This window comes from Acidovorax sp., from assembly GCF_046339755.1.
Classification (GTDB): Bacteria; Pseudomonadota; Gammaproteobacteria; order Burkholderiales; family Burkholderiaceae_C; genus Acidovorax.
In genome coordinates this window covers 1-11,875 of sequence record NZ_JBKDTZ010000080.1, presented here as the reverse complement: position 1 = coordinate 11,875, position 11,875 = coordinate 1, and the positions used below count along the sequence as shown (strand labels likewise).

9 protein-coding genes and 1 pseudogene are annotated in these 11,875 nt (G+C 69.0%); 2 read left to right on the top strand and 8 right to left on the bottom strand.

Going from position 1 to position 11,875, the window contains the following annotated elements; translation table 11 throughout:
* The 4 genes and pseudogenes from ACK59X_RS06455 to ACK59X_RS06440 all read right to left on the bottom strand — a co-directional run.
* Positions 1–480, bottom strand: a pseudogene (locus tag ACK59X_RS06455) (ABC transporter permease); the annotation flags it as partial.
* 14 nt (positions 481–494) lie between these two features.
* The gene (locus ACK59X_RS06450) at positions 495–1,151 is read right to left on the bottom strand and encodes an ABC transporter ATP-binding protein (RefSeq protein ID WP_409956070.1); all 657 of its coding nucleotides are present in this window, start codon (positions 1,149–1,151) and stop codon (positions 495–497) included.
* A complete protein-coding gene (gene miaA, locus ACK59X_RS06445) occupies positions 1,148–2,119 on the bottom strand; it encodes a tRNA (adenosine(37)-N6)-dimethylallyltransferase MiaA (RefSeq protein WP_409956069.1) in 972 nt (323 codons plus the stop codon). Before miaA ends, ACK59X_RS06450 begins: the two co-directional genes overlap by 4 nt.
* Positions 2,106–3,347, bottom strand: coding sequence for a multidrug effflux MFS transporter (locus ACK59X_RS06440; protein WP_409956068.1), 1,242 nt, complete (start codon positions 3,345–3,347; stop codon positions 2,106–2,108). Before ACK59X_RS06440 ends, miaA begins: the two co-directional genes overlap by 14 nt.
* Positions 3,348–3,500: 153 nt before the next feature.
* Between ACK59X_RS06440 and ACK59X_RS06435 the strand changes: the two genes are divergently transcribed.
* Positions 3,501–4,874: a serine hydrolase domain-containing protein gene (locus ACK59X_RS06435; protein WP_409956067.1), complete on the top strand. Its 1,374-nt coding sequence runs from the start codon at positions 3,501–3,503 to the stop codon at positions 4,872–4,874.
* Here the strand turns inward: ACK59X_RS06435 and ACK59X_RS06430 are convergent.
* Together ACK59X_RS06430 and gdhA are read right to left on the bottom strand one after the other, a co-directional pair.
* Positions 4,834–5,745 (bottom strand): alpha/beta hydrolase, encoded by a 912-nt coding sequence (locus tag ACK59X_RS06430; RefSeq protein WP_409956066.1) that lies wholly within the window; start codon positions 5,743–5,745, stop codon positions 4,834–4,836. The two genes, ACK59X_RS06435 and ACK59X_RS06430, sit on opposite strands and share 41 nt — an antisense overlap.
* A 139-nt stretch (positions 5,746–5,884) precedes the next feature.
* Positions 5,885–7,228 carry an NADP-specific glutamate dehydrogenase gene (gene gdhA, locus ACK59X_RS06425; RefSeq protein WP_409956065.1) on the bottom strand — a complete coding sequence of 448 codons (1,344 nt, stop codon included), beginning with the start codon at positions 7,226–7,228 and terminating at the stop codon, positions 5,885–5,887.
* A gap of 256 nt (positions 7,229–7,484) precedes the next feature.
* Here gdhA and ACK59X_RS06420 point away from each other — a divergent pair, with 256 nt between their 5' ends.
* Positions 7,485–8,654 (top strand): glycerophosphodiester phosphodiesterase, encoded by a 1,170-nt coding sequence (locus ACK59X_RS06420; protein ID WP_409956064.1) that lies wholly within the window; start codon positions 7,485–7,487, stop codon positions 8,652–8,654.
* 247 nt (positions 8,655–8,901) lie between these two features.
* Here the strand turns inward: ACK59X_RS06420 and ACK59X_RS06415 are convergent, their stop codons facing one another.
* Positions 8,902–9,480, bottom strand: coding sequence for a hypothetical protein (locus ACK59X_RS06415; protein WP_409956063.1), 579 nt, complete (start codon positions 9,478–9,480; stop codon positions 8,902–8,904).
* 145 nt (positions 9,481–9,625) lie between these two features.
* Positions 9,626–11,626, bottom strand: a complete 2,001-nt coding sequence (gene mutL / locus ACK59X_RS06410) for a DNA mismatch repair endonuclease MutL (protein ID WP_409956062.1) — start codon at positions 11,624–11,626, stop codon at positions 9,626–9,628.
* Between the last annotated feature and the right edge of the window lie 249 nt (positions 11,627–11,875).

The following is an 11,875-nucleotide window of genomic DNA, read 5'->3' as shown; positions in this document are numbered from 1 at the left end:
CACGCCCAGCGCCAGCAAGGACGAGGGGTTCAGGAACACGGTCGCCGGTGAAAAAACTGCAAACCGGTCCGCCTGCGGCCAGGCGCGCGGCATGAGCGCCGGCGCCACGGCCGGCAGCAGCAGCGCATCGGCCCCCAGCACGCGCAGCGGCACGCGCGCGGCCTGCGCGCCCAAGGCACCGGCCGGCGCCGCCCCTGCCGACAGCTCCAGCACCGGGCTGGCACGCGCCACCTGCGGGTGCGTGGCCAGGCGCTCATAAAGCGCCTCGTCCAGGCTGCCCTGCATGGCCCGCAGCTCCAGGTCGGGCTGGCCGTTGACGGCGCGCACCGCCTGCGAGAACTCGTCCAGCGCCGAGGCATTGATCACATGCACCGCAAACGCCAGCGCCACCCCCAGCATCACCGCCGCCATGGCCGCCAGGCTGCGCCAGGGGTGGTGGCGCAGGTCCTGCCAGGAAAAGGTGCGCAGCAGGGCAAACATGGCGCGGGGCCTATTCAGCCCGCGCCGATGCCGCCGCTGGTGAGGCGCAACACCCGGTCGGCGCGTGCCGCCGCCGCGCCCGAGTGCGTGACCAGCACCAGCGAGGCGCCGTGCCCGCGCGTCTGCGCGAGCAGCAGGTCCATCACGCGGGCGGCGGTGGTGGGGTCGAGGTTGCCCGTGGGCTCGTCGGCCAGCAGCAGGGCAGGGCGGTGCACCAGGGCGCGGGCAATGGCCACCCGCTGCAGCTGGCCGCCGCTGAGCTGCTGGGGCAGGCGCGCGCCCAGGCCTTCGAGCCCCACGGCCGTGAGCATCTGCAGCACGCGCGCGGGTTCGTTCTGGCCGAGCAACATCAGCGGCAGGGCCACGTTCTGCGCCACGTCCAGGTGCGGCAGCACATGGAAGGCCTGGAACACGAAGCCCACCTGCGCGCGCCGCCACAGCGCGCGCGCCGTGTCGTCCAGTGTGCCCAGATCGGTGCTGCCGTGCGTGATGCGCCCGGTGTCCCAGGTATCCAGGCCCGCCAGGCAGTTGAGCAGCGTGGACTTGCCCACGCCCGAGTCGCCCACGATGGCCACGAACTCGCCGGGCTGCACGGTAAAGTCGACGCCAGCGAACACCGTGGCCTCGCCATAGTGCTTGCCCAGGCCGCTGACGCTGAGGGGCGCGGTCATGGCGCGGCGACATCCAGCCGTGCCAGCACGGCGTGCACCAGTGCGGCCGTGGCATCGGGCCGGTCGCAGGCAATGGCCTGGCGCGCCGGCATGCTGCGCAGCCAGGTGATCTGGCGCTTGGCCAGCTGGCGCGTGGCGGCGATGCCGCGTTCGCGCAGGCTGTCCATGGAGAAGCTGCCGTCCAGGCTCTCCCAGGCCTGGCGGTAGCCCACGCAGCGCATGGACGGCAGGTCGGGGTGCAGGTCGCCGCGTGCGCGCAGGGCCTTCACTTCGTCCAGGAAGCCGGCCTGCAGCATGGCATCGAAGCGCTGGGCGATGCGGGCGTGCAGCCAGGCGCGGTCATCGGGTTCCAGGCTGAACAGGGCCGTGCTGGCAGCAGCTGCGCTGGGGGCCCGGTCCTTGGCTGCGTGAAAACTCGACAGCGGTTTGCCAGAGACATGCCAGACCTCCAGCGCGCGCTGGAGGCGCTGGCTGTCGGCCGGGGCCAGGCGCGCGGCGGTGGCCGGGTCCACGCGCGCGAGTTCGGCATGCAGAGCGGGCCAGCCCTGCTCGGCGGCCTGGGCTTCGAGCCGTTCGCGCACGGCAGGGTCGGCCGCGGGCATGTCGTCGATGCCATCGAACAGCGCCTTGAAGTACAGCATCGTGCCGCCCACCAGCAGCGGCAGCGCGCCGCGTGCGCGGATGTCGGCCATCAACCGGGTGGCGTCCTGCACGAACTCGGCCGCGCTGTAGGCCTGCAGCGGGTCACGGATGTCGATCAGGTGGTGCGGCACGGCGGCCAGTTCGTTCGCCGTAGGCTTGGCGGTGCCGATGTCCATGCTGCGGTAGACCAGGGCCGAGTCCACGCTGATGATTTCCACCGGAATGCGCGGCGCCAGCACGGCGGCCAGCGTCAGGGCGCCAGCGGTCTTGCCCGAGGCGGTAGGGCCGGCCAGCGCGATGGCTGGAAGGTGCTCAGGCGCGTTCACCCGGGTCTCCGAATTTCTGCACCAGCGTCCACGACAGCAGGGCCAGCACCACCGACCAGAACCAGATGCCGTTGACCAGCGGCCACACCGTGCCATCCAGGCGCAGGCCCAACCAGGCGCCGATGCCGAAGGCCGCCAGCATCATCATGAAGCCATTGAGCGCCGAGGCCACGCCGGCGGCCTGCGGGAACGGCCCCACGGCGCCGCTCTGCCCACAGGGCTGGTGGATGCCGTGGGCCAGCATGAACAGCGAAAACGGCAGCAGCAGGGCCACGGGATGGTGCCAGCCCAGGTAGGCGACCAGCGCCATCAGCGTGCCGCCCGCCAGGCTCAGGCCGCCCGCGATGGCCACGGAGCGCTTGAGTCCAAAGCGCGCCAGCAGCCTGCGGCAAAGAAAGGTGCCCGCGAAATAGGCCACGCAGGCCGATGCCATGGCCCCGCCGTACTGCGTACGCGACAGGCCCAGCACGTCGATGAACACGAACGACGAGGACGCGAGAAAGGTGAACAGCCCGCCGTAGGTGGCCGTGGTCTGCAGCGAGAAGGCCCAGAAGGTCGGGGTGCGCAGCACGTGCAGCCAGGTGGCCAGCAGGGTCCCGGGCTGCAGGGCACGCGGGTTGCGGTGTACCAGGGTCTCGGGCAGGCGCAAGGCCACCAGGGCCAGCGTGGCCACGGCATACATCGTGAGGGCTGAGAGCGAGGCACGCCAGCCCAGCCACTCGGCCAACAGGCCGCCCAGCGGTGCGCAGATGCAGGCTACGAAGCCCAGGCCGGTGAGCGCCTTGGACATGGCGCGCGCGCCCTCCAGCGGCGTGTACAGGTCGCGCACGATGGCGCGTGCGCACATCACCACCGAGCCCATGGCCGCGCCCTGGGCGATGCGCCACACGATCAGCAGCGACATGCTGGGCGCCAGCGCGCTGCCGATGGAGGCCACGGTGTAGATGGACAGCCCCACCAGCAGGATGGGGCGGCGGCCGAAGCGGTCCGACAGCGGGCCCCAGACCAGCTGCGAAGAGCCGAAGGCCAGCAGCAGGCCGCTGAGCGTGAGCTGGGCCGCGGACACGGGCGCGCCCAGGCTGCGTGTGAGTGCCGGCAGTGCCGGCAGGTACAGGTCGGTGGTGACGGGCTGGATGCTCAGCAGCGCGGCCAGGATGAGGATGGCGAGCGACGGTGCGATGGCAGCAGGCGCGGCCATGCGGCCGGCGGTGGCAGAAGGGGCGGACATATCTGTCCGAGCGTACCAGAAGGGGCGGGGAAACCCGGGTATGGGGGCTTCACGTCGCGTGCACGACATTGGGACGCCAGGGGCCGCCCTACAGTGCATTGCGGCGCCTGGCGCGGCGCCCGCAGCACCACCACAACAACAGGAGACAAGCGCATGCACCATCACTGCAACCCCGGCCGCCTGGCCCGGATACTGCCTTCCCGCTCACCGAGCCTGCCGACCTTCCTGGCCCGTGCGGCGCTGGCGCTGGTGCTGGGAGGCGTCCTCGCGGCTGGCGCGCACGCTCAGGCCCCAGCGGCCCCGGCCCTGCCACCACCCGAATCGGTCACGCTCGACAAGCTCGGCTACATGGGCACCTTCCCGCCCGAAGGTGCCCAGCGCGTGGACCTGAGCAACTCCTACAAGTACCCGCAGATGCGCTGGGCGCTTCAGCACCTGCGCGAGCTGCAGCCCACGCGCAACATCCGCCGGGGTGCAGCCCCCGCATCGGCCCTGCCGGCCGATCCGCGCCCGCTGGGTGCGTTCTCGTTTGAGGATGACAAGGGCCAGCCCATCACGGTGGACCAGTGGCTCACCCGCACCTACACGGATGCCATCGTCGTGCTGCACAAGGGCAAGGTGGTGTTCGAGCGCTACGACAACCAGATGAAGCCCTGGACGCCGCACCTGTTGTTTTCGGTCACCAAGTCCTTCACCGGCTTGATGGCCGCGCAGCTCGCGCATGAGGGCAGGATCGACCCCGACGCGCTGGTCACCAAGTACGTGCCCGAGCTGGCCGATTCGGCCTGGGGCGACATGAAGGTGCGCGAGGTCATGGACATGACTGGCGCCGTGCGTTTCCGCGAGGTCTACACCGACCCCACGACCGAGATATTCGGCTACAGCTGGGCCAGCGGCATGCTGCCGCGCCCGCCGGGCTACCAGGGGCCCACCACCATCTACGACTTCCTCAAGACCCTGAAGAAGGAGGGCGAGCACGGCGAGGGTTTCGTCTACCGCACCGTGCATTCCGAAGTGCTGGGCTGGATCGTCTCGCGCGCCACGGGCAGGCACTGGGCCGAGCTCATGGGCGAGAACATCTGGCAGAAGCTGGGCATGGAGGAGGACGCCCATGTGATGGTCGACAGCGTCGGCACGCCGCTGCAGGGCGCGGGGCTCAACGCCACGGCGCGCGACCTGGCGCGCTTTGGCGAAATGCTGCGCCAGGGTGGTACCTTCAACGGCCAGAAGGTCTTCGACAAGGCCGTGATCGACGATACCGCCAAGGGCGGCGACCGCGGCAAGTTCCAGTTCCGCGGTATCCAGACGGCTCGGCCCGGCTACAGCTACCGCAACCAGTGGTGGGTGCTGCACAACGCCGATGGCGCCTACGAGGCCTCCGGCATCCACGGGCAGATGGTCCACGTGAACCCGGCCGCGGAGATGGTGGTCGTCAAGCTCTCCTCGCACCCCGTGGCCAGCGCGGCGGCCACGCATGCGCTCACGCTCAAGGCGTGGTCGGCGCTGGCGCAGGCCGTTCGGCGTTGAGGCCCACGATGGGCGCGGGGTCGCCCTCGTAACCGGGGGGCGAGAGCCGGAACAGCGAGACCAGGGCCTCGCGGTAGAGGTCCATGCCGACGTCGTTGGTGTTGTGGTGCGAACCACCCTCCACCAGCACGAAGCGCTTGGGCTCCTGGGCAGCGTCGTAGAGTTTGCGCCCCAGCGTGGGGGCGATCAGGCTGTCCTTGCTGCCGTGCACCACCAGCAGGGGCGAGCCGATCTCGGCCACCTTGCGCACCGACTCGAAGCGCTGGGTGATCAGCGCCGACACCGGCAGCCAGCCCCACTTGAAGGTGCTGATCACTTCGGCAATGCTGGTGAAGGTGCCCTCCACCATCACGCCCTTCTCGTCCTTGACCTCGCGCGCCAGGTCGATGGCGATGGCGCCGCCCAGCGAGTGGCCGAAGAGGTAACGGGGCGCCGTGGGGTGCCGCGCGGCCAGCCAGTCCCAGGCGGCGCGTGCATCCTCGGCGGCCATGGCCTCCGAGGGCAGGCCGGCGCTGCTCTGGCCGAAGCCGCGGTAGTCGATGGCCAGCACCGAGAATCCCAGTGCCTGCATGCGCCGGATGCGCGGGGACGAGCCGGCCACGTTCCAGCGCGCACCATGCAGGTACAGCAGCACCGGCGCATCGGCGCGCTCGGCGGGCATCCACAGCCCGTGCAGGCGCTCGGCCTTGGCCGTGGTGCGGGATTCGAAGTCGATCCACACGTCCTGCATGCCCTCGGTGATGCCCGTGCTGCCCCAACTGCGGTTGCTGGGCTGGAAGATCCATTCGCGCTGCTTGGCATCCAGGGTCGAGCAGCCGGCACTGACCGCCAGGGCCAGGGCCAGGGAAAGCAGGAGGGCGGTACGCTTCATGGCAGGAACTGAGTCGCGTGCGTGTAGGAAAGTTCTGCTTTTCGATGCATACAACGTGCCTGTTACGCAAAAGGGAGGCCCTGCCTCCCTTTTGTTACCTATTTCCCGCTTTCGGCGGGATTTTGGCTGCTTTTGCCGGTCAGACCACGCCCTGCGCGAGCATGGCATCGGCCACCTTCACGAAGCCCGCTACGTTGGCGCCGTCCACATAGCTCACGCTGCCATCGGCGCGTTGGCCGTAGCGCAGGCAGGCGGCGTGGATGCCCTGCATGATCTGCAGCAGGCGGGCATCGACTTCCTCGCGCGGCCAGGACAGGCGGGCCGCGTTCTGGCTCATCTCCAGGCCCGAAGTGGCCACGCCCCCCGCGTTGCTGGCCTTGCCGGGCGCATACAGCACACCCGCTGCCTCGAAGGCCTTGGCCGCTTCGATGGTCGAAGGCATGTTGGCACCCTCGGCCACGCAGACCACGCCGTTTCGGATCAGCACGGCTGCGTCGTCGGCATCGAGTTCGTTCTGCGTGGCGCAGGGCAGGGCCACGTCCACCGGCACATGCCAGGGGCGCTTGCCGGCCTCGAACTTCGCACCCGTGCGTGCGGCGTAGTCGGCCACGCGGCCGTAGTGGTGGTTCTTCACGTCCATCAGGATGGCCAGCTTCTCGGTCGTGAAACCCTCTTCGTCGATGATGGTGCCGCTGGAGTCGGACACCGTGACCACCTTGGCCCCGAGTTCCATCGCCTTTTCCACCGCGTACTGCGCCACGTTGCCCGAGCCGGACACCGACACGCGCAGGCCGTCGAAGCTGTGGCCGCGCTGCTTGAGCATCTCGGCTGCGAAGTACACCGTGCCGTAGCCGGTGGCTTCGGGGCGGATCAGCGAGCCGCCGAAGGACAGGCCCTTGCCCGTGAACACGCAGTCCGCCCGGTTGCTGAGCTTCTTCATCATGCCGGCCATGAAGCCCACCTCGCGCCCGCCCACGCCGATGTCACCGGCCGGCACGTCCGTGTCCGCCCCCACGTGGCGGAACAGCTCAGAGACAAAAGCCTGGCAGAAGCGCATCACCTCGCCGGGGCTCTTGCCCTTGGGGTCGAAGTCCGAGCCGCCCTTGCCGCCGCCCATGGGCAGGGTGGTCAGCGCGTTCTTGAAGGTCTGCTCGAACGCCAGGAACTTGAGCACCGACAGGTTCACCGAGGGGTGAAAGCGCAGGCCCCCTTTGTACGGGCCGATGGCCATGCTGTGCTGGATGCGGTAACCGCGGTTCACCTGCACGCTGCCATGGTCGTCCACCCAGGAGACGCGGAACATCACCACGCGCTCGGGTTCCACCAGGCGGTCCAGCAGGCCATGTTCGGCATAACGCGGGTGCTTCTGGATGAAGGGCCAGAGACTTTCCGTGACTTCTGTAACGGCCTGCAAGAACTCGGGTTGATGGGGGTTGCGTTGCGCTACCTGCGCCAGGAAACTGCCTGCGGAGTCGTACTTCATGTCGGAAAAAGGCTTTCTTCAGTCAACAAAGGATGGAAAACGGCCCGGCAAAGGCCCGGACCCGGCTTATGTCAAAAAAGCATGGACCCATGCATTCCAATGCACGATCGTGGGGATTATGACGCCTGTATTGCACCAAATTGATGCGTTAGAGTGATGTGTCGCAGGATTAATTCCCGCTTTTGGGGCGTCATGTACATGTCACACGCCGACCCCACAGTTCGGCGATTCCAATTCACAAACGAGGAGAAGACGAATGCACATCAATGGTTCGAAGGCCGTTCCCCTGGCCGTGTTGGCTGCCCTGGCGCTCACCGCCTGCGGTGGTGACGACGAGTCCAAGTACCCCACGCTCAATGGCGCGACGCCCCTGGTGGTCGGCCACCGTGGTGCCAGCGGCTACCTGCCCGAGCACACGCTGGAGAGCTACCGCCGCGCCATCGAGCTGGGTGCCGACTTCATCGAACCCGACCTCGTCGCCACCAAGGACGGTGTGCTGATCGCGCGCCATGAGCCCAACATCACGGCCACCACCGACGTCTCGCAGCGCCCCGAGTTCGCCAGCCGCAAGACCGAGAAGACCGTGGACGGCGTCAAGGAACAAGGCTGGTTCGCCAGCGACTTCACCCTGGCCGAGATCAAGACCCTGCGCGCCGTCCAGCCCATGGCGGACCGCGACCAGTCGAACAATGGCAAGTTCCAGATCCCCACCTACGAGGAGATCATCGAACTGGCCAAGACCGAAGGCGCCAAGGCCGGCCGCACGGTGGGCGTGTACACCGAGACCAAGCACCCCACCTACCACGTGGGCCTGAACCTGGCGCTCGAAGACCGCCTGCTGGCCATCCTGGCCAAGAACGGCTACACGGCCAAGAACTCGCCGGTCATCATCCAGTCCTTCGAGGTCGCGAACCTCAAGTACCTGCGCAGCAAGTCCCAGGTGCGCCTGGTGCAGTTGGTGGACGCCGACGACGTGAAGGCCGACGGCAGCATGTCGCTGGTGGCTCCGTACGACAAGCCGTACGACTTCGCCGTGGCCGGCGATGCCCGCACCTTCGCCAGCCTGCTGACCCCGGCCGGCCTGAAGGAAGTGAAGACCTACGCCGACGGTATCGGCCCCTGGAAGCCTTATCTGATCCCATCGAAGCAGGTGGACGCCAACAACGACGGCAAGGCCGACGACCTGAACGGCGACGGCATCATCGACAACCGCGACCGCGTGATGATGCCCCCGACCGACGTGGTGAAGAACGCGCATGCCGAAGGCCTGTTCGTGCACCCCTACACCTTCCGCAGCGAGCCCAAGCAGCTCGCATCGGACTTCAAGGGCGACCCCAAGGCCGAGTACAAGCTGTTCTTCAACCTGGGCGTGGACGGCCTGTTCAGCGACTTCCCCGACCAGGCAAAAGCCGCTCGCGATAATTGAGCCCCCCTGAGGCGCTGCGCGCCATCCCCCCCAAGGGGGGACGCTCCCAGCGCGGCGGGGCGGCCCTTGCGCGGGAGCGCTGGCCTTTGGCAGCGCCGGTTTTTCCGGCTGTGGTCCTTGCGATCAGACTTTCGGCCCCATCGGGGCCGATTTCTTTTTCTGCCTGAAAGGGCTCTCAGAAGCCGCGCCGGATACCCGCGCTCAGCAGCGTGCGGCCCTGCTGTCGGCCAATGCTGCCGTCAAGTTGCTATTGCGGCGCCCACTCCCAGCGGGCGCCGGTCTGGAAGGTGGGGGCGCTGCCGCGCTGGCCGAAGGCTTCGGCGTGCACGGTGACGGGGCCGAAGGCGCGTTCCACGGCAAATCCCCAGGCGGGGGCCCAGTGCCGTTCGGGCATGCGCAGGGCGCCCAGGTTGGCGTGCAGGGCCCCCCAGGGGGTGGCGCAGGTGCCTACCAGGGTCAGCGCCAGGGTGCTGTGGGCCGTGTGGCGGGTGTGCACCACGCCGACGCTGCTGGCCGCGTTGCAGCCTTCGTCCCGGGACGGGCTCCACAGCCATTTGGCCTGCAGGCCGTGCAGGGTGGTCCGGGCCCCGTGGTCACGGGCCAGTACCGCACCCAGCTCCATCCCTTGCCACGGCGAATAGGCCGGGGCCAGGTAGCTGGTGCCCCGAGCTCCACGGGCACCTTCCCACCAGGCCTCCAGTTGGCCTTGCCCGGCGTCTGCCACGCCCGCATCATCCACGCTCATCGGGCGGCCTGCCTGGGCTGGCAGCGCCACCGCCAAAGCCACTGCGGCGCCCAGCCACCTGGGTGTGGAAGAGGGCGCCATGGGGGACGAGGGGCAATGTTCGCGGAGCATGGGAAGTTGGCTGGGGATGTGCTGCAACAGGCACTCCGTGGCTGGGGTTCTCAGCATAGCGCCGTCCTGTGACGGTGCACAGGCAAGGCCCTCGTCCGCAGGAGGCTGGTACGGTTCAGCGCCCGCGCAGGAACAGTGCGTCCAGCTCGCGCATGGACAGCTGGCGCCAGGTGGGGCGGCCATGGTTGCACTGGTCGGAGCGGTCCGTGGTCTCCATCTGGCGCAGCAGGGCGTTCATCTCGTCGAGGGTGAGCCGGCGGTTGGCGCGCACCGCACCATGGCAGGCCATGGTGCCCAGGATCTCGTTGCGTGCGCGCTGTACCACCGTCGTGGCGTCGTGCGCGGCCAGCTCGGCCAGCACGCTGCGCGCCAGTTCCACCGGGTCGCCCTGGGCCAGCGTGGTGGGCACGGCGCGCACAGCCAGGGTCTTGGGCGAGAAGGGCACGACCTCCAGACCCAGCATGTCCAGCACCTCCACCGAGGCCTCGGCCGCGGCCACCTCTTCGGGCGTGGCCGCGAAGGTGGCGGGGATCAAGAGGGGCTGGCTGGCGATGCGCGCGCCGCTGTCCACCTGGGACTTGAGGCGCTCATAGACGATGCGCTCGTGCGCGGCATGCATGTCCACGATGACCATGCCCTGGGCGTTCTCGGCCAGGATGTAGACGCCATGGATCTGGGCCACCGCGCGGCCCAGGGGCCAGGCGATTTCCTGGCCGTCGCGGCCGGTGGGCAGGGGCGCATCGCCCGCGCTGCGCTGAACGGCCGGTGCAGGCGGCGCCACCGGGGCATAGGCGACCTGCGTGGCCACCGTGCCGACGGTGCTCCGGGCGTCCACGGGTGCGGTGCTTGCCCCCCAGGTGGCCGCTGCGGCCGGCGCCGGCGCGGAAGCCGGCCCCCACAGGGCCTGCAGGTCCGATACCTTGTTGCCCACGGGCTCGTCAAAACGCATGGCCGACTGGGCGCGCCAGTCGGGCAGCGGCGACCTGGCCAGGGTGAAGGGGGCCGGTTCGGTGGCCGCAGGTGGCGTTTCTGCAGCCAGGGCTGCAGCGGCCAGCGCGGCGGCGCGCGGTGCGGCCAGCGCATTCTCCACCGCATGGCGCACGGCCTGGTGCACCTCGCGGCTGTCGCGAAAGCGCACCTCGATCTTGGTCGGGTGCACGTTCACGTCCACGCGCGCAGGGTCGATCTCCACGTACAGCGCATACACCGGTTGCTTGTGGCCGTGCAGCACGTCTTCGTAGGCGCTGCGGGCCGCGTGGGTGAGCACCTTGTCGCGCACGAAGCGGCCGTTCACATAGCAGTACTGGTGGTCGGCGCGCGAGCGTGCGGCATCGGGCAGGCCGGCGCGGCCGTTCACGGTGACCGGGCCGGCGCGGTGGTGCACGGCCACCGATTCGGTGACGAAATCCTCGCCCAGCACATCGGACAGGCGCCGGGCCAGCGCATCCTGCGCATCGCCCTGGCCCGGTACGAAGGTGGCCCGCCACTGCTCCACCAGCTTGCCCTCGTGCCAGATGGCAAAGCCCACATCGGGCCGCGCCAGCGCATGGCGGCGCACGGACTCGATGCAGTGCGCGAGTTCGGTGGCGTCGGTCTTCAAAAACTTGCGCCGCGCCGGGGTGGAGAAGAACAGTTCCTTGACCTCCACCGTGGTGCCCGTGGCGCGGGCCGCAGGGCGCAACTCGCCACTGCGCGCGTCGAGCAGGAAGGCCGTGGCCTGGCTGGCCGGGCGCGACAGCAGCGACATCTCGGACACCGAGGCCACGGCGGCCAGGGCCTCGCCGCGAAAGCCCATGGTGGCCACCGTCTCCAGGTCGGTGAGGTTGGTGATCTTGCTCGTGGCGTGGCGGCGCAGGGCCACGGGCAACTCGTCCTGCGGAATGCCGCCGCCATCGTCCTCCACCGTGATCAGGCGCACGCCACCGGCCGACAGGCGCACGGTGATCTGGCTGGCGCCGGCATCCAGGGCGTTGTCCACCAGCTCGCGCACCACGGAGGCGGGGCGCTCGACCCCCTCGCCGGCAGCGATCTGGCTGATCAGTTCGTCGGGCAGGTCGCGGATCGGGCGGCGGGCCGGGATGTCGGTGGCGGGGGAGGAGAGGGGGATGGAGCTCACCAGGGCATTTTAGGGTGCGCTCGCGTGGGGGATTGGCGGCGCTGGCAAATGTCCCATGGGGATAATGCGCGCTGCTTTCAACCGCCCTGACCCATGGAACTCTTCACTTTCCTGATCGACTTCATCCTGCACGTGGACAAGTACCTCGAGATGTTCGTGCAGAACTACGGGCCCTGGGTCTATGCACTGCTGTTCGTCATCGTCTTCGTCGAGACCGGCGTGGTCGTCATGCCCTTCCTGCCCGGGGAT

Coding starts and splice junctions, on each gene's coding strand:
- ACK59X_RS06450 (WP_409956070.1), bottom strand. CDS start 1,151: ATGACCGCGCCCCTCAGCGTCAGCGGCCTGGGCAAGCACTATGGCGAG.
- ACK59X_RS06440 (WP_409956068.1), bottom strand. CDS start 3,347: ATGTCCGCCCCTTCTGCCACCGCCGGCCGCATGGCCGCGCCTGCTGCC.
- ACK59X_RS06435 (WP_409956067.1), top strand. CDS start 3,501: ATGCACCATCACTGCAACCCCGGCCGCCTGGCCCGGATACTGCCTTCC.
- ACK59X_RS06430 (WP_409956066.1), bottom strand. CDS start 5,745: ATGAAGCGTACCGCCCTCCTGCTTTCCCTGGCCCTGGCCCTGGCGGTC.
- gdhA (WP_409956065.1), bottom strand. CDS start 7,228: ATGAAGTACGACTCCGCAGGCAGTTTCCTGGCGCAGGTAGCGCAACGC.
- ACK59X_RS06420 (WP_409956064.1), top strand. CDS start 7,485: ATGCACATCAATGGTTCGAAGGCCGTTCCCCTGGCCGTGTTGGCTGCC.
- ACK59X_RS06415 (WP_409956063.1), bottom strand. CDS start 9,480: ATGGCGCCCTCTTCCACACCCAGGTGGCTGGGCGCCGCAGTGGCTTTG.